Below are 18,345 nucleotides of genomic sequence, written 5' to 3' on the forward strand. Positions count from 1 at the left end.
TCGCCCCCCTCCAGCAAGGACAGCGGTATCGATGAACATTCCCAATATTCTGACCCTGGCACGCATCGTCTTCATCCCCCTGCTGGTGGTGCTGTTCTACCTGCCCTTCGAATACAGCATGCTGACCGCCGCCGCCCTGTTCGGCCTGGCCTCCATCACCGACTGGCTGGATGGCTATCTGGCGCGCAAGTGGGACCAGTCGACGCCATTTGGCGCCTTCCTCGACCCAGTGGCGGACAAGCTGATGGTGGCAGTGGCGCTGGCACTGCTGATCGAGCGCTACGACGCCGCCTGGCTGACGTTGCCGGCGCTGGTGATCATCGGCCGCGAGATCGTCATCTCGGCACTGCGCGAGTGGATGGCGGAGATGGGCAAGCGCGGTTCGGTCGCGGTGTCCTGGATCGGCAAGGTAAAGACCACCCTGCAGATGGTCGCCCTGCTGCTGCTGCTGGCCTTCCCTCCCGGCCACCTGATCGCCGAACTGGGCGTTATCACCCTGTACGCCGCCGCCATACTGACGCTGTGGTCGATGATCCAGTACCTGCGGGCCGCCTGGCCGCACCTGAGCCGCTCGCTGTAGGCAGCGCTCTGGCGATCCGGGGCCTATTCGAAAATTCAGGGAAAAGCGTTTGACAGTCACCGACTTATCCGTATAATACGTCCTCGAGTCAGGCGGGAATAGCTCAGTGGTAGAGCACAACCTTGCCAAGGTTGGGGTCGCGAGTTCGAATCTCGTTTCCCGCTCCATCATCAGAAGATGGATGACTCATGAGGCTGGATGGCAGAGTGGTTATGCAGCGGACTGCAACTCCGTGTACGCCGGTTCGATTCCGACTCCAGCCTCCATTTTTCCTTTCAGGTGTGCCCCGCTTCCCAGAAGCCGTGTCCGATCCCTTCGGACCCTATCGCCTTACCTCTGGCGACGTTCCTGCCCGGATGGCGAAATTGGTAGACGCAAGGGACTTAAAATCCCTCGGTGGCAACACCGTGCCGGTTCGAGCCCGGCTCCGGGCACCAACCCTATCGATGTCTTACGTGACTCACTCCCTCGATGACCTGCCTTGTCGTGGTGTTCTAGTCGCGCTCTGGTCGCGCAGTCCAACTTAGCCATCCTGCCGTTGGCGTTGCACGCCAGACGCTTTCCCTGCCCCGCCCCGTCTTTCATCATCCTCTGATCGCCCTCTCGTCGCTTTCTCATCGCCTTCTCATCGCCTTCTCATCGTTCCCCACACCCTTGCTCATCGCTTGCGCCGAAATATCAATAATGGCGAATAAAGAAATACCTCCTATAGTGAATTGTGCCAGTTCAGTTCACGGACGGCAGAGCGCCATATCGCCTCGATGGAGTGAGCGCGGGCCTTCACAGGGTTCAGGGACGACTTCCAGGAGATGCCACATGAAACGCACGCTAGTCGGAACGACCATGATCGCCGCATTTGTGATGGCGGGCAGCACCTTCGCCATGGATTCGGAAGCCCTGCAGGAGCACATGCAGGAAATCGAGGAGAAAGCCCAGCAGAACAGCGAAGAGGACCGGGTGGAAGCCCTCGAGCAACAGGTCGAGGACCTCAAGGAGCTCATTCACAAGATGATGGAAGAGGACGCTGCCGCCTGAGCCATTGGCGCTGAGTCTTGCCGAGTCATGACTCACCACAATAACTCACCATGATGAAAGGGGCCCCAGGGACGGGGCCCCTTTCCGTTGTCAGCCACCTGGACACCGTCCCTCGAGACATCATTTGGCTCGGGACGGCACGCGAGCCTGCGTGGTAAACTTCACCCCCATTTTCATCAGCACTGCACGGTCTTCAGCATCTTGAGCGACAATGCTTCTCTACCCCGAGATCCCCTGCCCGACGATCTCGGACAGCGTATGACGGCGCCTCCCACCGCCCACCCTCAACCGGCTCGAGAGCCGGCCCCAGGCCGACAGAGAGGCTGAACCATGCTGCTCGGACGCCTGCGCGACCCTTTCATCAATCACCGCCATCGCCGCCTCTTCCACGTACTCCGGGTCAGTCTGGCACTGATCGTGACCTTTGCCATCGTCCAGACGTTCCCCTTCCAGCACAGTGGCTGGGCGCTGGTGAGCACGGTCATGGTGATGGGCAACCTTCCCCATATCGGGGGCGTACTGGACAAGGGGCGCCAGCGCCTGGCCGGCACCCTGATCGGCGCCGCCCTCGGCCTGGCGCTGATCATCCTCCCGCTGCCAGGCTGGGGGGTACAACTCGGCGCGCTGATCGGCATCGCCATCGCCACCTGGGTAGTCTTCGGCGGTCGCCAGGCCTACAGCGGACTGATGTTCGCCATCAGCCTGCTGCTGGTGATCGGCGACGGCTCGCAACAGCTCAGCGTGGCACTCTGGCGAAGCGCCGACGTGCTGCTCGGCACCCTGGTCGGCATCGGCGCCACCCTGGTCTTTCTGCCCCACAAGGCCACCGACATGCTGCGCTTCCTGCTGGCCGACTGTCTGGATCGCATGGCGCGGCTGTATCACACCCACACCAGCGCCACATCGGCACCGGGCATCGATACCCAGGCACTGTTCAAGGCCGCCAGCCAATTGCTGGTCAAGCAGCGCGGACTGACCGACGCGGTCCACCGCGAAGGTCGCCTGACCCGCGGCGAGGTCGACGAGCTGATCTCCTACCAGCGACGCATGCTGTCCACCCTGGAGCTATTGCTCGAGACCCACTGGACTACGCGCGCCGGTCACGAACAGATCGATGCCATGGCAGGGCTGCGCGATCAGCAGCACGCCCTGGCGCGGGATCTCGGCACCCTCGCCTTCGAGGTGCGCACCGGACGCCCGGTCACCCTCGAGGTCACCCCCTTCGCGCTGGACGATTTCGCCGACCTCGCCTCCACGGCACGCGCCGAGGATGGCAGAATGCTATTCAGCCCCAGCGGTTATCTCTGGCTGAACCGGGAACTGGCCCGCCTGACCGAAGCAACCGCCCGCCGCCTGGGCGGACTCGAGCGACTACCCAGCAGGCGCCTGCGCCGCCGCGCCCCCCGACACGGGCTCCACCGAGCCCCCTCTTTCGACCGCAAGGAAGGAACCACGCATGGCAAACGCCCCTCTTGACGTCCTTATCATCGGTGGCGGCGTCGCCGGTCTGGCGATGGCCCTGGAGATCGCCGATCGCCGGCCGGTCACCCTGCTGCGCCCCGGTGTCGAGGCGCAAGGTGCCAGTCGCTGGGCCCAGGGTGGTATTGCCGCGGTGCTGTCGCCTCAGGACGACATCGAGGCCCACATCCAGGATACCCTGATTGCCGGGGACGGGCTGTGCGATGAAGCGGCGGTGCGCTTCACCGTGGAAAACGGCCCCGACGCCATCGCCTGGCTGTTGAGCCTTGGCGTGCCCTTCACGCCGGATCCCGAGGCGGCCAGCGGCTACCCCTACCACCTCACGCGGGAAGGTGGCCACAACGCTCGCCGAATCATCCACGCCGACGACGCCACCGGCCGGGCCGTGACCGACACCCTGCTGGCCCGGGTGCGCGCCCATCCGCAGATCACGCTGCGCGACGACCTGATCGCGGTCGAACTGCTCACCGATGACCTGGGTGCCTGCTGCGGTGCCCGCTGCCTGGACGCCCACCAGCGTCCTCACGACCTTGTCGCCCAGGACACCGTCCTGGCTACCGGCGGCGCCAGCGGGCTCTACCTGCATACCACCAGCCCCGCCCCGGCCAGTGGCGAGGGCATGGTCATGGCCTGGGAGATCGGCGCCGAACTGATGAACCTGGAGTTCCAGCAGTTCCACCCCACCTGCCTGTTCGATCCACAGGGACCGCCCTTTCTGGTCAGCGAGGCGGTAAGAGGCGAAGGCGGCCTGCTGCTGAACGTGCGTGGCGAGCGGTTCATGCCCGCCATCGATGAGCGCGCTGAACTGGCCCCGCGAGACGTGGTCGCCCGCGCCATCGACGCCGAGATGCAGCGCACCTCGAGCGACCATGTGCTGCTGGACATCCGTCACCTCGGCGACGCCGCCATACGTCACCACTTCCCCACCATCCACGCTCACTGCCTCACACGTGGCCTGGATATCACCACCCAGGCCATCCCGGTGGTGCCGGCGGCCCACTATAGCTGCGGCGGCGTCGCCACCGACCATCGGGGAGCCACGCGCGTGGCGGGGCTCTACGCCATCGGCGAAGTCGCCTGTACCGGACTGCACGGCGCCAATCGCATGGCCAGCAACTCCTTGCTCGAGTGCCTGGTCTACGCCAGATCCGCCGCTCGCCACCTGAGTGAGCCGGCGCCGGGACGCACCTTGACACCACGGCCGAGCGCAACAACCGGAGATCGACAGGTTTCCAGCGAGAGACTCGCCTCGTTGCGCCAGCGCGTCCGCCAGATCATGAGCGCGAGGGTCGCCATCGTGCGCCAGGACGAAGGGCTGGCCGAGGCACGCACGACCCTCGAGCAACTGGAATCGGAGTTTCATGACCTGACTCGGGGCGGCGCCGCGAGTGTCGAGCTGCACGCCTGTCGCCAGGCGCTCACTCTGGCCAGTCTGACGGTCGCCAGCGCCTGCACCAGGCGAGAATCCCGGGGGCTGCACTACAATCCGGACTGCGCCCGCCACGCGGACCCGACACCGCAACCGTCACGCCAGATCAAACCGGCCTGAGGCAAGGTCGCCGGCCCTGCTCAGCTCACGGGCCCCGGCCGCCGCGACCATCGTCGTCCAGGTAACGGCTGTCGTTGAAGGTGGCGACCCAGTGTGGGTGGTAGAACATCAGAATGCTCAGCAGCATGCCGCTGATAAAGGCCTCCGACGGCATCAGCAGCGGCAGGAAACGCGCGTACTCACTGGCCTGGAATAACGCTGACGGGTCACTGGCGCCGAGCCGCGTCAAACCCAGCACCGCGAGCCCCGAAGCCAGTGCCGACAACGCCGCGCACCAGAAACCGCCGATAAACAGGAAAACCATGGGATGAGATGGCAGCCGTCGATCGACCAGGCGCCATATCAGCACCGTCACCAGCATCGGTACCAGGCCGGTGACCACCAGATTGACGCCCAGCAGTGGCCAGGCGACGCGCCCGGTCAGCACCAGTGACAGATTGACCAGCAGACAGCTCAAGAGCGCCAGGGGGCCTCGAAAGACCAGCGTCATCAGAGTGGTGAACAGCAGGTGCAGACTGAGCCAATCGACCGCCTGGGCCCTTAGTTGCCACAGCATCGCCACCATCAGCGTTGCCGCCAGCCAGCGATGCTGCAGGCCAGTATCTTGAAAGAGGGCGCGCCAGGGACGCTGGCAAAGGGCAAGCACCAGGGCCGACAACGCCACCCCCGCGCAAACCCAGATCAGCCAGGGGGCAAGGATCACCTGAGCAAAGGACATGGCCCCTCCTCTTCCTGCTGCCTACCTGTGCGGGCGATTCCGGCTCGGTTGGCATGCCAGGGTGAGTGACCGGACCAGGCTTTCGACACCCCCTCGATCACCCATTCCCGCGCTCACCCACTCCCGCCCAGGCGCCGGGCGTCGAAAGAACGGCCGGCGCCCTTGATGCCGGCTCAGGCAAAGACGACGGTCTTGTTGTCGTGGATCAGCACCCGATCCTCGAGGTGCCAACGCAGCCCCCGTGCCAGCACGGTCTTTTCTACATCGCGCCCGAAACGCACCAGGTCATCCGGCGTATGACAGTGACTGACCCTGTGAATATCCTGCTCGATGATCGGCCCGGCGTCGAGTTCCTCGGTGACGTAGTGGCAGGTCGCACCAATCAGCTTGACGCCGCGCTGGTAAGCCTGGTGATAAGGCTTGGCCCCGGCAAAGGATGGCAGGAAGCTATGGTGAATGTTGATGACTCGCCCACTGTAGCGCTCGCACAGATCAGGCGGAAGAATCTGCATATAGCGCGCCAGCACGATACTGTCGGCCTCGGACGCCTCGACCAGACGCTCGACCTCGGCGAAGGCGGCACTCTTGTCGTCTGCCGAAACCGGCACATGATGGTAGGGAATACCGTGCCACTCGACCATCTTGCGCATGTCGTCATGGTTCGAAATCACCGCCGCGATCTCGCAATCGAGCTCACCAGCGGTCCATCGATACAACAGATCCACCAGGCAATGAGATTCCCTGGAAACCATCAGCACGACGCGCCGCTTCTGACGAGTGTCGCGCAGCGCCCAGTCCATCTCGAATTCACGCGCTACCGGCGCAAAGGCCTCGCACAGGGCTTCCTTCGACATGCCGATGGAGTCGGCCAGGATTTCGTAACGCATGAAGAAGCGACCAGAGGCCAGGTCCGAGTGCTGATTGGCCTCGGTGATGGAACCACCGTGGCCAGCAATGAAGTTCGACACCCTGGCGACAATACCCAGTCGATCGGGACACGACACGACCAGACGATAGAAATGGGACATAACACCTGTATCCTTGGACCAACGCTTGGTGACCAACCTTGCACCACCATGGGGAGGGGCGATGAGCACGCCCGTTCGGGGCGTGCATTGTAGCGAAAAGTAAGATGGCGAACGACCGCTGCACGGGTCCTTTGACCTCTCGCGTTGAGTCGTGCGCGGTCGATCCCGTATAGTGAAATGAACACCGTCCACGATGCCGAGCATGATGCCGATTCCGCGAGCCCAGATTCGACCACGACGACGCCCACCGGTGCATTTTCTGCCCCTGGGAGGCTGTGGCGAGATCGGCATGAATCTAAGCCTGTACGGCTATCAGGACGCCTGGATTGCCGTCGACTGTGGCATGCTTATTCGCCAGGACCTTCCTGGTGAGCCGCTCCAGGTGCCAGACACCTCGATACTGGATACCCGCGGCATCCGTCCGCAGGCGCTGCTCATTACCCATGGCCACGAAGATCATATCGGTGCCGCCGCCTGGCTATGGCCACGCTGGGCCTGCCCTATTCTGGCGACCCCTCTGGTCGCCGCCATGTTGCGCGTCAAGTTCGGCGAACGGGGACTTCCCACCGACGCGATAGACGTCATCGAACCTGGGGACGCCAGGGACATCGCAGGGTTTTCCCTCCGTTTCCTGCCGTTGACCCATTCCATCCCGGAAAGCTGCGCCCTGCTCATTCAGGCAGGCAACTCGCGCATCCTGCATACCGGCGACTGGAAACTGGACCCAGAGCCGCTGATTGGCCAGCCGGTGAACGAAGATCTGTTTCGCGCCCTCGCGCCGGTCGATCTGGTGGTGGGTGATTCCACCAATGCCAACGTGACCGGCCATTCACGAAGTGAAGGCGAGGTCGCAAGGGCCATGGTGTCTACCATCTCCCGCTGCCAGGGCCGCGTTGCCGTTTCCTGCTTCGCCAGCAATCTGGCACGGGTCCTGGCCATCGGCCGCGCCGCTGCTCGTTGCGGACGCCGGGTCAGCCTGCTCGGGCGCTCCATGGAGCGCATGGTGGGCCATGCCAGGCAACTGGGCTATCTCGACGACTTTCCTGCGCTGGTGCCCGTCAGCGACCTGGGCTATCTACCACCCGAGGAAGTGCTGGTCATTGCCACGGGGAGCCAAGGCGAACCCCGCGCCGCGCTGTCGCGCCTTGCCCAGGGAAGGCACCCCCACTTCGAGCTGACCACTGGCGACACCGTCATCTTCTCGGCCAAGGCCATTCCCGGCAACGAGCACCTTATCGAGCGGCTCAAGCGCGGCCTGGCGCGCTTTCAGGTCACCATCATCGATGATGCCAGCCACCCCGAACTGCATGCCTCCGGGCACCCCGCACAGCAGGAACTGGAACGCTTCTATCGCTGGCTCCAGCCGACCAGACTGCTGCCGGTCCATGGCGAGGAAAACCATCAGTCAGCTCATCAGGAACTGGCCTGTCGCCTGGGCATCGAGGCTCCGCTGGCACCTCGCAACGGCGATCTGATCCGGTTCGACCAGGGCGGCCTGACCCGCGAGGAAAGCTTCCCTCTGTCTCAGTGCATCATCGAACGCGGGGGCATCGACCGGCGTCAATCTCCGGCACATGCGCGCAATCGCCACGGCGTACTCTTCCTCGCCATCAGCCTGGTAGCGACCGACACCGGCTGGGCCAGAATTGGCCGGCTGATGATCGACTCAAGCCAGACCAGCCCCCTGGACGAGGACAATTTCATCGACTGGCTCGACGAACAACTCGACGACCTGGCCGTCGATACCCTGTCGGCGCTCCGTCGTGGCCTCTACCCTCGTATTCAGGCCTGGCTGGGCGAACACTTACAGCGTCTGCCACAGGTCGAACTCCAGTTGATGGCGAGCGATATCGAAGGCATCGCCGGCGACGTCTGAGCCTCCCCCCTATAAACAAAACAACCGGCCCTGGACGTTTCCAGGGCCGGTCGCGGCTCGACGTTCGCCGTACTTGTGGCCGTGCCGTCACCATTCACGCGCTTTGCGTCATGCACGCGCCTTGGTGACACAGCGGCCAAGCTGCACTGGCGACGCGACACGTCCGTGCAAGGTCAGGTCAACCGAACTCGCGTGACCACACCTGCGCCAGCAGAATCACTTGGCGTTCTTGGGCGGACGTCCACGCTTGCGCTTGGGCTGCTCCGATACGAGATCATCCAGCGACAGGCCGGCTTCGGTGATCTGCTCACGGATCTCCGCCAGCTTCTGGGCCTTCTGCATCTCTTCTTCCTGGCGCTGGCGCTCCTCGTCGCGCTTCTGATCGATGACCTCCTCGACCACTTCCGCCAGTTTTTGCAGCTGTTCCATGCTCAGTTGACGAGCCGCTGCCCGTGCCACGTTCTTGTTTCTCGCAATACGTTCCAATGATTCGCTGGACATAGCTCACTCCATAGCTTTGACACCAAGCGGCGCACGCCGCAATTCACTTGAAGAAAAGTATATGCAACCGGCCACTCTTGGCAAGAAATGCTGGAGATTTTTCCTTGTCAATTACCGAAATATTGGCGGTCTTTATACGTCAACAGCGAGCTCATTGGACGAGCCCAGTCACCCCTTGACCGGTCAATATTGGTTGAAACGCTGACACCTCGAGGAAAAAAGACAGCGGCCAGGATACAAAGAGCGGGCGCCCAAGGCGCCCGCGCAGGTAAGGAGACAAGCGGTCACTTGGCGAAAGCGCTGTCAGCCACCGGTCATGTTCATGAAGCGAACCACCTGAACATCCCCATCGGTGGTGAAATGGTGCCGCTCAGGCTTTAGCGGCATCGCCTCCACGATGGCGGCCTTGAGCTTCTCCATGTCACCGGGGTAGCGCCTCAATACCGCCCTGAGATCCACCGAATGCTCGTTGCCAAGGCACAGCAGCAGACGCCCTTCCACCGTGACCCGAACACGATTGCAGGAAGCACAGAAGTTATGGCTATGGGGCGAGATGAATCCGACCCGCGTCTCGCTATCCTCCATACGGTAGTAGCGAGAAGGCCCTGCGGTGGCTTCCGTCGTGGCCATCAGGGGGTAGCGCTGCTCGATCCTTTCGCGCACCTCGTCACTTGAACAATAGGTCTCGGCACGGGAATGGTCGGACACATCGCCCAGCGGCATCTCCTCGATAAAGCTGATATCCAGCCCCTCTGCCCTGGAGAACTCGACAAGATCCAGCACCTCGTCTTCGTTGCGCCCCTTGAGCACCACCGCATTGAGCTTGATGCGCTCAAAGCCGGCCTGCCGAGCGGCGCTGATGCCGTCCAGCACCTTGTCGAGGTCACCGGTACGTGTCAGCCGTCGAAAGCGCTCGGGATCCAGCGAATCCAGGCTGATGTTGAGACGCTTCATGCCGCCCTGGCGCAGCGCCTCGGCATGCCGCCTCAGGCCCGCCCCGTTGGTGGTCATGGCAAAGTCCCGAAGCCCCGGCAAGGCCCCTATACTGGACACCAGTTGCTCGATATTGCGACGGACCAGCGGCTCCCCCCCGGTCAAACGAATCTTTTCCACGCCGAGCTCGGTGAAGGCTTGCGCCACCTGAGCGATTTCCTCCAGCGTCAGCACCTGGGCACGTGGCAGGAAGGTCATCTCCTCGCTCATGCAGTAGACGCAGCGAAAGTCGCAGCGGTCGGTGACAGACAATCGGACGTAGGTCACCCGGCGACCGAAACTATCGATCAACTGTTGTGTCATTGCGAAGCGACCTCCCAACGCTTGGCGTCATCATGATCCTGACGACGTTCAGATACCCAGTAATCGCCGCTTTCGGTGTGCTCCTTCTTCCAGAATGGCGCCCGGGTCTTCAGATGGTCCATCAAGAATTCGCAGGCTTCGAAGGCGGCACGCCGATGGGCGCTGGCCACCACCACCAGTACGATGGGATCACCGGGCTCCAGACGACCGATCCGGTGGATCAGGGTTACCTCATCGAGCGGCCAGCGCTGTCGCGCCTCAGCTTCGATCTCGGAAAGCGACGCTTCGGTCATGCCGGGATAATGCTCAAGCGTCAGCGCCGTGACGTCCGGGCGTTCATTGAAGTCCCTGACCAGTCCGGTGAAGCTGACCACCGCTCCGATGTCGGTGCGATGTTCGAGCATCCGGCGCTGTTCATGACCTGCATCGAAGGTCTCATGCTGCACGCGTATCATCGATCAGCCTCCTGTCACCGGCGGGAAGAAGGCCACCTCGTCCTCACAGGTCAGACGGGTACCGTCACTCGCCATCACCTGATTGACGGCGCACAGCACGCGCCCTTCATCCAGCCCCTTGAAGCGATCATCCAGGGTCTTCAGTGCCTGCTTGAGACCGGCAACATCGGCACTGGGCAACCTGTCCAGTGGCACCGATGCTTCACCGACGCCAAGCCTTTCGCGCAGTTCAGCCAGGCACTTCACCCTGACACACTGCTCCGCGGCGGACGCAAGCCCCAGGGTCAACGCCGGGCTGTTCTCGGGGCTGGTCACGATCGGCGTTGCCGTCGCAGCGGTCGCGCTCCGACGCAGATAGTCACCGGACTTGCCACCCTGTTTTGCATCCACGTGGATTTCGCCGATCTCCATCTCCTTGTCCACCGCCTTGCACATGTCGTAAAGGGTGAGACAGGCCACCGATACGGCCGTCAGGGCTTCCATCTCGACCCCGGTCCGTCCGGTCAGACGGCAGGTGGCGGACACCCTGACACAACTGGATTCGGCGTCGATCTCGAAGTCGACGCTGACCTTGGACAACGCCAGCTGGTGGCAAAGCGGGATCAGCTCGTGGGTGCGTTTCGCGGCCTGAATACCGGCAATCCTGGCGGTCGCCAGCACGTCGCCCTTGGGCAACTTGCCATCGCTCAACAGCGCCAGAGTCTCCGGCGCCATGGAGATGCTTCCGGTCGCCGTCGCCTCCCGTCGGGTCGCTGCCTTGTCGCCGACATCGACCATGTTGGCTTCGCCGCGTGCGTTGAGATGGGAAAGCGTCATGTTCAAGCCTCAGGAAAATCGAAAGAGAGGGAGTACCATCACGATATCATCGATGGACGCCGAGTCCGTATCCTCGGGAATCTCGACCAAGCAATTGGCCGAGACCATGGACGACAGAATACCGGAACCCTGATTGCCTGTATTGACCACCCGCAAGGTCCCGTCCGCATCACAGTGAAAGACACCGCGACTGTAGTCCGTACGTCCGACCCTGCTGCGAAAGGCGCTACCGGCCACGGCCTTCCAGCGTGGCTGAGTGGGTGAGCGCCCTTCCAGAGCCGCCAGCATCGGCACCACAAACACCAGACAGGTCACCATGCAGGCCACCGGGTTACCCGGCAGTCCCAGCAAGGGTGTCTCGTCGGGGCCAATCACCCCACATGCCATGGGCCGGCCTGGCCGCATGGCGATCCGCCACAGGGTCAACCTGCCAAGACGCTCCACCGCATCCCGGGTGTGGTCGGCCTGCCCCACCGACACTCCGCCACTGGAGACCACCAGATCCGCGGTCCGGGCGGCGTCAGCGAGCTGTTCGACCAGGGCGTCGGTGTCATCGGCGACGATGCCGAGATCGATTACCTCGGCGCCATGCTCCTGCAACGACCCCATCAGAGAATAGCGGTTGGCATCATAGATCGCCGCCTGGGCGCGTGCCTCACCGGGTGCCGTGACCTCATCGCCGGTGGAGAACACGGCTACCCGAGGACGTCGCCGCACCCGGACCTCGGCCTGCCCGAGAGACGCCAACAGGCCAAGCGCGGCGGCTTCGAGGCGCCTGCCTGCTGCAATGGCCACCTGGCCGGCACGCAGATCCTCGCCCGCCTGGCGCACGTTCTGCCCCTGCTTGACGCGGTCGGCGCGTGTCACCCTCACACGATCGCCATCTCGCTCGAGCTGTTCGAGCATGACCACGGTGTCGGCCCCTGGCGGCAAGGGCGCCCCCGTGGTGATGGCAATACACTCACCTTCGCCCAGGCGACCCTGAAAAGGCTGCCCCGCCAGGGCTTCTCCCACCTGGAGAAAGACCTCGCCGGGGTCCTCGGTCGACCAGTTGAGCGCCACCCCATCCATCGCGGAGTTGGTATGCCCGGGCACATCGAAAGGCGCTTCTACCGCCTCGGCCAGCACTCGGCCGTGGGCCCTGGCCAGGGGCACCTTTTCCGCCGCCAGGCGACCAGCTACCAGCGTCAACAGGGCATCGCGCGCCTCCTCGACGCCGAGCATGCGCTCACCAAGATCGAAACAGGAGAGCGTTGTCATGACGGTTCTCCTCCCTGGTGCGCGACAATCCACTCGGGCCAACGCCTCACCCAGGCCTGGACCCAGGCGGCGATGGCGTCATGATCATTGAGATCGAGCACATCGCCCCTTGTCGCCAGGGGCGCGTCACTGGCGACGGCCTGAATCCATGGATCGTCTTCCACCATCAGCGGCTTTTCCAGCGCCGGCCGATGGAGCTCCAGCTTGGGCAAAGGCCAGTCCTTGAAGCCCTCGACCAGCACCAGTTGCGGTTCCAGCGGCGCGACCATGGCCAGCAGGGTTGCCAGATCGGCCTCTTCGCCCCCCGGCGTCTCCATCATCAATGCCAGCCGGGCGCGGGAGGCGATCAGGATAGGTTCGGCCCCCGCCATACGCAGGCGATGACTGTCCTTGCCAGGCTGGTCTACCTCGAAGCGGTGGTGGGCGTGCTTGATCACCGCCACCTTGAGCCCGGCACCCTTCAACATCGGTACCAGACGTTCCAGCAGGGTGGTCTTGCCGGTCCCGCTCCAGGCGGCGATGCCCAACAGCGGCTGATCGGGGCGCAAGCTCAGCGCCTGCGTCATGAGTCACGCTCCTGGCGACACGCCTCCAGCCGTCGTCTTTCCTCTTCGGTGTTGAGATTGGCGAAGGCGGCAGCGCAGTCGCTGACGTCGACCCGATCCCAGCGGTGGCGATCGTACCAGCGGTCGATCTTGCGTTCGCCCTGCTCCAGTACCGCCGCCAGATCCTCATGCAGGTGACGGGACAGCAACGCCACCACGGGGTGCAGCCGCTCGCCGTCATGGGCGACGACAATATCCAGCCCATCGCGCCAGCCAGCCACCAGCCGGGGCACCAGATCGGCGGGCAGCGCCGGGCTGTCACAGGGCACCACCACCACCCAGGGCGTAGAGGACGCGACCAGACCACTGTAGATGCCCATCAAGGGTCCGTGGTAGCCCGCCTGGTGATCCTCGACCACTCGATCGGCAAGAGCCGCGTACTCGTCCAGATGGCGATTGGCATTGATCATCACGCTAGCCACATGGGGCTTCAGACAGGCAACGGCGTGCGCCGCCAGCGGCTTGCCGTCGAACGGCACCAGCCCCTTGTCGACTCCCCCCATGCGTCGCCCCTGGCCTCCCGCCAGAACCACGCCGCTTATCTCCTTCGCGTCCAGCCTCGCCACCATTGCACCTCTTTTATTGGTCGTCGACAGCATCCTCCATGATGCCTTAGCCACCCGCAGGCTGCCATGAGCGTATCGGGGTAGACAGTAGACGCCAGGGATGTCGGACAGCGGCGTTAGCGGGTATCATGTGTCCATCATTATGCACAACATCGGCTTTGCCGAGACGGGAAACAGGATGGAAGACAGTTTCGACGTCGGCGCCAGATTGCGCCAACTACGACAGGAAAAGCAGCTTTCTCAACGCGAACTGGCGAAAAGAGCCGGTGTGACCAACAGCACCATTTCGCTGATTGAGCTTAACAATGTGAGCCCATCGGTCAGCTCGCTTAAGAAGATTCTTGACGCCTTGCCGGTATCGATCAGCGCTTTCTTCGCGGGTGACGAACCGAACCACCCCAGCCCCTTCTATCGCGCCGCGGAGCTCACCGAGATCGGTGATGGCCATCTGTCCTGGCGGCTTGTCGCGGCCAGACGCCCGGACCGACGCATGTCGGTGCTCCACGAGCGCTATCCGCCCGGAGCCGATACCGGCGAAGAGATGCTTGAACACGACGGCGAGGAAGGCGGCGTCATCATCGCCGGCGAGATCGAGATCACCGTCAACGGCGAGACAGGTCTGCTCGGCCCCGGCGACGCCTACTACTTCGACTCACGCCTGCCCCATCGGTTTCGCAACCTGGGGGATCAGGAATGCGTGATTGTCAGTGCGAATACTCCCCCGACCTTTTCCGATGGCGGGGAGCAGCTGCACCATTGAGAAATGCCTTCGACAGGGCATGATCGTCAGTGCCCTGTCGCCAACACCTGTCCCCCCACCTTTTCCGACGGTGGAGAGCAGCTACATCACTGAGTGAATCGCTCAGCGAACAGCTGCACCATTGTTAGAAGCCTTAGACAGGGCATGATTGTCAGTGCCCGGTCGCCAACAGCCGATGGCCCGGCTGTCACGCCGGGCCATGGTAATAGCAGGATTCATTCGTCCTCGCTGGCCCGGGGCAACACCAGGTTGAGGGCGATGCCGATCAAGGCGGCGAGGCTGACCCCCTGCAGGGCGAACTGGCCATCGCCGAACTGCATACCACCGATGCCGAACACCAGGATCAGCGAGACCACCACCAGGTTACGCGGGGCGGTCAGGGGTTTGCCGGCGCGCACCAGGGTATTCATGCCGACCACCGCGATGGAGCCGAACAGCAGGGTCATGATCCCGCCCATCACCGGGGTAGGAATGGTCTGCAATACTGCCCCCAGCTTGGCGACGAAGGCCAGGGTGATGGCTACCAGTGCGGCGGACACCATGAACATCGGATTGAAGGCGCGGGTCAGGGTGACCGCCCCGGTGACCTCCGAGTAAGTGGTGTTGGGCGGCCCACCGAACAGCGCCGCCGAAATGGTCGCCAGGCCGTCGCCCAACAGGGTGCGGTGAAGGCCTGGTTTCTCCAGGTAGTTGCGTCGGGTCACCGAGCCGATCGCCACCATATCACCGATATGCTCCACCGCCGGCGCGATGGCGACGGGGATCATGAACAGGACCGCCGCCCAGTGAAAGCTCGGCGCGGTGAAGGATGGCAACGCCAGCCAGGCCGCCTCACGTACCGGGCTGAAGTCGACCACTCCCATCAGCAATGCCATCAGATAGCCGGTGACGATCCCCCCCATGATCGGCACCAGGCGCAACAGACCGCGCCCGAAGACCGCCAGGATCAGCGTCACCAGCAGGCTCGACATGGACAGCACCATGGCCTGGGTGTAACCGATGGTCTCGCTGTTCTCGCCGGTGGCCATGCTCACCGCGACTGGTGCCAGGGCAAGACCGATGACCATGATCACCGGTCCTACCACCACCGGCGGCAGCAGCCGATGCAGCCACCCCGTCCCCTTCAGCCGAACCGCCTGGGAGATCGCCACGTAGACGAAACCGGCAGCGATCAGCCCGCCCAGGGTGGCGGAGACACCAAAGTGGGCGATGGAGCCCTGAATAGGGGCAATAAAGGCAAAGGACGACGCCAGAAACACCGGAACCGTCAGACGCGTGGTCAGATGGAACACCAGGGTGCCGATACCGGCGGTGAACATGGCGACGTTGGGATCGAGGCCGGTCAGCAATGGCACCAGCACCAGGGCGCCGAACGCCACGAACAGCATCTGGGCACCGACCAGCACCAGCCGAGGCAAGGAATCCGTCGTTGCTTCGACGGGCGAGGAAGAGGACGAGGGGTCTGACATGGAGGGCTCCGCGGTGGACAAACGCCGGCTATGGTACCAACGCACGCGCAACGTTTCGGCAAAATTTTGCGCGTCTTTCGACGCCACCGCCAACGCTTGGCAGACGCTCCTCTCATCCAGACTGTGCTATCCACCCGGCGCCATGTATTGCCCACAAGGCACCGGGCCCCCGCTGTCTCCAGCGAGGGCCCGGCGTCCTGCACATCAGGGGCCATGCACGAAAGGCGACCTGCGAAGCGCCGTCACCTGCGCACAAGTCCCCGTCCTACTCACGGGTACCGGCCGACATCCATTCCTCCATCATCTGCTCGTAGGGCACTGTGGTGCCCTGGGGCATCTCGTTGTCCAGCTTGGCCTTGGGCGCGCCGGGCTGGCTCAACCATTCTTCGGGATCCTTGGGTTCATTGAGCACCGGCGCGTAGGTGGCAAACACCTTGGCCCGCGCCAGACGCGCCATGATGTTGTCGAGGTCACCGGCCAGATTATCCAGCGCCTCCTGGGCCGAGATGTCGCCATTGACCGCAGGGGCCAGATTCTGCCACCACAGCGGCGCCATGCGCGGATAGTCAGGCACGTTGGTGCCGGTAGGCGTCCAGTTGGACTCGTTGGGACTGCGGTAGAATTCCACCAGGCCACCCAGCTTCGGCGCCATCTCGGTCATCTGGTCGGAGAAGATGTCGGACCGGCGGATCGGCGTCAGCCCCGCCATCAGCTTCTCCAGCGAGACGGTCTTGGACACGGTGAACTGGGCAAACAGCCAGGCTGCGCTGCGCCGATCCTCCGGCGTCGAATCGAAGAAGGTCCAGGCCCCCACGTCCTGATAGCCGACTTTCATCCCCTCCTCCCAGTACGGGCCGGTGGGAGACGGCGCCATGCGCCACTTGGGATTGCCCTCATCGTCGGTCACCGCCACATCGGGACTGACCATGTCGGCGGTAAAGGCGGTGTACCAGAACATCTGCTGGGCCACGTTGCCCTGGGCCGGCACCGGCCCGGCCTCGCCGAAGGTCATGCCCTGGGCTTCGGGCGGCGCATAGTCTCGAAGCCACTCCACCATCTTGGTGACGGCGAACACCGAGGCCGGTGAATTGGTGGCGCCGCCACGGCTGACGCTGGCCCCCACCGGGTGGCTCTCTTCATCGACCCGAATGCCCCAGTCGTCTACCGGGTTGCCGAACGGCACCCCGGGACTGCCCATGCCGGCCATGGACAGCCAGGAGTCATGGAAGCGCCACCCCAGCGACGGATCCCGACGGCCGTAGTCCATGTGGCCGTAGACCTTCTGACCGTCGATCTCGCCGACGTGCTCGCTGAAGAACTCGGCGATGTCCTGATAGGCGGTCCAGTTGGTGGGCACACCCAGGTCGTAGCCGTAGATGTCCTTGAACTCTGCCTTCAGATCATCGCGCTGGAACCAGTCATAGCGGAACCAGTAGAGGTTGGCGAACTGCTGGTCGGGCAGCTGGTAGATGCTACCGTCGGGCCCGGTGGTGTACTGAATGCCGATAAAGTCGTCCAGATCGAGGGTCGGCAGCGTCAGGTCCTTCCACTCGTTGGCCATGGCCTCGCTCAGGTTGATGGTCGAGCCGTAGCGAATGTGGGTACCGATGGCGTCCGAGTCGTTGACGTAGGCGTCATAGATATTGCGCCCCGACTGCATCTGGGTCTGCATGTTCTGCACCACATCACCTTCGCCGATGATGTTGTGGGTTACCTCGATACCGGTCAGCTCGGTAAAGGCCGGCGCCAGCACGTCACGCTCCCAGGTGTGGGTGGTCAGGCCCTCGGCGACGGTGTTGATCTCCATGCCTTCAAACGGCTCGGCAGCCTTGGCAAACCATTCCAGTTCAGCGATGCGTTCCTCGCGGCTCAGGGTCGAGTCCTTGAACACCTCGCCGGCCAAGCGCTCGATCACCGCCGTTCGATCGTCCTGGGCCAGGGCGCCGCCGCTGAGCAGCAATAGCCCCACAGCACCTAGTCTGGTCAGCTTGAGTCTAGCGTTCATGGTCACCTCTATTGTTGTCGTCGACCGTCAGGTCGATCGTTGTCGTCGAAGGGAGCCTGGCCCCCGCTAGCCCCATCGCAGCAGGACCAGCATCCACACCACCGATACGCCCAGCGCCAGCCACAGACTCAGGCTGGTGAAGCCCACGACCGCCAGATGGATGTAGGCCGCCGACAGCATGCCGATGAAGAAACGGTCCCCCCGGGTGGTGCTGATCGGCAGAAAACCGCGCCGTTCCCGCGTCGGCGATACCAGCTCCCAGGTCGTCATGACCACCAGCAACAGCGCAATGACACCAAAGAAGATCGCCGTGGGCAGGGTCCATACCATCCAGTCCATGTCGGTGC

Annotated in this window: 18 protein-coding genes and 3 tRNA genes; 9 read left to right on the forward strand and 12 right to left on the reverse strand. The window is 63.5% G+C overall.

The window, feature by feature from the left end:
* Positions 1-31: 31 nt before the first annotated feature.
* The 7 genes from pgsA (at position 32) to nadB (ending at position 4,643) form a co-directional block, all read left to right on the forward strand.
* On the forward strand, positions 32-580 hold the full coding sequence (gene pgsA, locus EBB56_RS16425) for a CDP-diacylglycerol--glycerol-3-phosphate 3-phosphatidyltransferase (protein ID WP_124804846.1): 549 nt from the start codon (positions 32-34) through the stop codon (positions 578-580).
* A 92-nt stretch (positions 581-672) separates the two neighbouring features.
* A tRNA-Gly gene (locus EBB56_RS16430) sits at positions 673-747 on the forward strand.
* Between the two features lie 25 nt (positions 748-772).
* Positions 773-846, forward strand: a tRNA-Cys gene (locus EBB56_RS16435).
* An 84-nt stretch (positions 847-930) separates the two neighbouring features.
* Positions 931-1,017, forward strand: a tRNA-Leu gene (locus tag EBB56_RS16440).
* Positions 1,018-1,396: 379 nt separating this feature from the next.
* Positions 1,397-1,615, forward strand: coding sequence for a hypothetical protein (locus EBB56_RS16445; protein WP_124804847.1), 219 nt, complete (start codon positions 1,397-1,399; stop codon positions 1,613-1,615).
* A gap of 330 nt (positions 1,616-1,945) precedes the next feature.
* Complete coding sequence (locus EBB56_RS16450) at positions 1,946-3,091, forward strand: FUSC family protein (protein WP_045994192.1); 1,146 nt, start codon at positions 1,946-1,948, stop codon at positions 3,089-3,091.
* On the forward strand, positions 3,072-4,643 hold the full coding sequence (gene nadB, locus EBB56_RS16455; RefSeq protein ID WP_124804848.1) for an L-aspartate oxidase: 1,572 nt from the start codon (positions 3,072-3,074) through the stop codon (positions 4,641-4,643). Before EBB56_RS16450 ends, nadB begins: the two co-directional genes overlap by 20 nt.
* A 25-nt stretch (positions 4,644-4,668) precedes the next feature.
* Here nadB and EBB56_RS16460 read toward each other — a convergent pair whose 3' ends face one another.
* On the reverse strand, positions 4,669-5,361 hold the full coding sequence (locus EBB56_RS16460; RefSeq protein ID WP_124804849.1) for an energy-coupling factor ABC transporter permease: 693 nt from the start codon (positions 5,359-5,361) through the stop codon (positions 4,669-4,671).
* Between the two features lie 173 nt (positions 5,362-5,534).
* On the reverse strand, positions 5,535-6,389 hold the full coding sequence (gene purU, locus EBB56_RS16465; RefSeq protein WP_045994195.1) for a formyltetrahydrofolate deformylase: 855 nt from the start codon (positions 6,387-6,389) through the stop codon (positions 5,535-5,537).
* Between the two features lie 289 nt (positions 6,390-6,678).
* On the opposite strand from purU, the gene EBB56_RS16470 reads away from it, so the two are divergent.
* The gene (locus EBB56_RS16470; RefSeq protein WP_124804850.1) at positions 6,679-8,265 is read left to right on the forward strand and encodes a ribonuclease J; all 1,587 of its coding nucleotides are present in this window, start codon (positions 6,679-6,681) and stop codon (positions 8,263-8,265) included.
* Positions 8,266-8,481: 216 nt separating this feature from the next.
* On the opposite strand, the gene EBB56_RS16475 is transcribed toward EBB56_RS16470, so the two are convergent.
* The 7 genes from EBB56_RS16475 to mobA all read right to left on the reverse strand — a co-directional run bounded on the left by EBB56_RS16475 (position 8,482) and on the right by mobA (position 13,767).
* Positions 8,482-8,766 carry a hypothetical protein gene (locus EBB56_RS16475; protein ID WP_045994196.1) on the reverse strand — a complete coding sequence of 95 codons (285 nt, stop codon included), beginning with the start codon at positions 8,764-8,766 and terminating at the stop codon, positions 8,482-8,484.
* A gap of 303 nt (positions 8,767-9,069) precedes the next feature.
* A complete protein-coding gene (gene moaA / locus EBB56_RS16480; RefSeq protein WP_108448781.1) occupies positions 9,070-10,062 on the reverse strand; it encodes a GTP 3',8-cyclase MoaA in 993 nt (330 codons plus the stop codon).
* Positions 10,059-10,517: a molybdopterin synthase catalytic subunit MoaE gene (gene moaE / locus EBB56_RS16485; protein WP_045994198.1), complete on the reverse strand. Its 459-nt coding sequence runs from the start codon at positions 10,515-10,517 to the stop codon at positions 10,059-10,061. Before moaE ends, moaA begins: the two co-directional genes overlap by 4 nt.
* A gap of 3 nt (positions 10,518-10,520) precedes the next feature.
* Complete coding sequence (gene moaC, locus EBB56_RS16490) at positions 10,521-11,333, reverse strand: cyclic pyranopterin monophosphate synthase MoaC (RefSeq protein ID WP_045994199.1); 813 nt, start codon at positions 11,331-11,333, stop codon at positions 10,521-10,523.
* 9 nt (positions 11,334-11,342) lie between these two features.
* Positions 11,343-12,593 carry a gephyrin-like molybdotransferase Glp gene (glp, locus tag EBB56_RS16495; protein WP_124804851.1) on the reverse strand — a complete coding sequence of 417 codons (1,251 nt, stop codon included), beginning with the start codon at positions 12,591-12,593 and terminating at the stop codon, positions 11,343-11,345.
* On the reverse strand, positions 12,590-13,159 hold the full coding sequence (gene mobB / locus EBB56_RS16500) for a molybdopterin-guanine dinucleotide biosynthesis protein B (protein ID WP_108133104.1): 570 nt from the start codon (positions 13,157-13,159) through the stop codon (positions 12,590-12,592). Before mobB ends, glp begins: the two co-directional genes overlap by 4 nt.
* Positions 13,156-13,767, reverse strand: coding sequence for a molybdenum cofactor guanylyltransferase MobA (gene mobA, locus EBB56_RS16505; protein ID WP_045994202.1), 612 nt, complete (start codon positions 13,765-13,767; stop codon positions 13,156-13,158). The genes mobB and mobA overlap by 4 nt, the downstream gene beginning before the upstream one ends.
* Before the next feature lie 175 nt (positions 13,768-13,942).
* Here mobA and EBB56_RS16510 point away from each other — a divergent pair, with 175 nt between their 5' ends.
* A complete protein-coding gene (locus EBB56_RS16510; RefSeq protein ID WP_045994203.1) occupies positions 13,943-14,524 on the forward strand; it encodes a cupin domain-containing protein in 582 nt (193 codons plus the stop codon).
* A 215-nt stretch (positions 14,525-14,739) separates the two neighbouring features.
* Here EBB56_RS16510 and EBB56_RS16515 read toward each other — a convergent pair whose 3' ends face one another.
* From EBB56_RS16515 to EBB56_RS16525, 3 genes are all read right to left on the reverse strand, one after another.
* A complete protein-coding gene (locus EBB56_RS16515; RefSeq protein ID WP_124804852.1) occupies positions 14,740-15,993 on the reverse strand; it encodes a uracil-xanthine permease family protein in 1,254 nt (417 codons plus the stop codon).
* 265 nt (positions 15,994-16,258) lie between these two features.
* The gene (locus tag EBB56_RS16520; RefSeq protein ID WP_124804853.1) at positions 16,259-17,998 is read right to left on the reverse strand and encodes an ABC transporter substrate-binding protein; all 1,740 of its coding nucleotides are present in this window, start codon (positions 17,996-17,998) and stop codon (positions 16,259-16,261) included.
* Between the two features lie 66 nt (positions 17,999-18,064).
* On the reverse strand, positions 18,065-18,337 hold the full coding sequence (locus EBB56_RS16525) for a DUF2160 domain-containing protein (protein ID WP_108133102.1): 273 nt from the start codon (positions 18,335-18,337) through the stop codon (positions 18,065-18,067).
* Positions 18,338-18,345: the final 8 nt, after the last annotated feature.

The sequence above is a fragment of the Halomonas sp. YLB-10 genome, assembly GCF_003856855.1.
Lineage (GTDB): Bacteria > Pseudomonadota > Gammaproteobacteria > Pseudomonadales > Halomonadaceae > Halomonas > Halomonas litopenaei.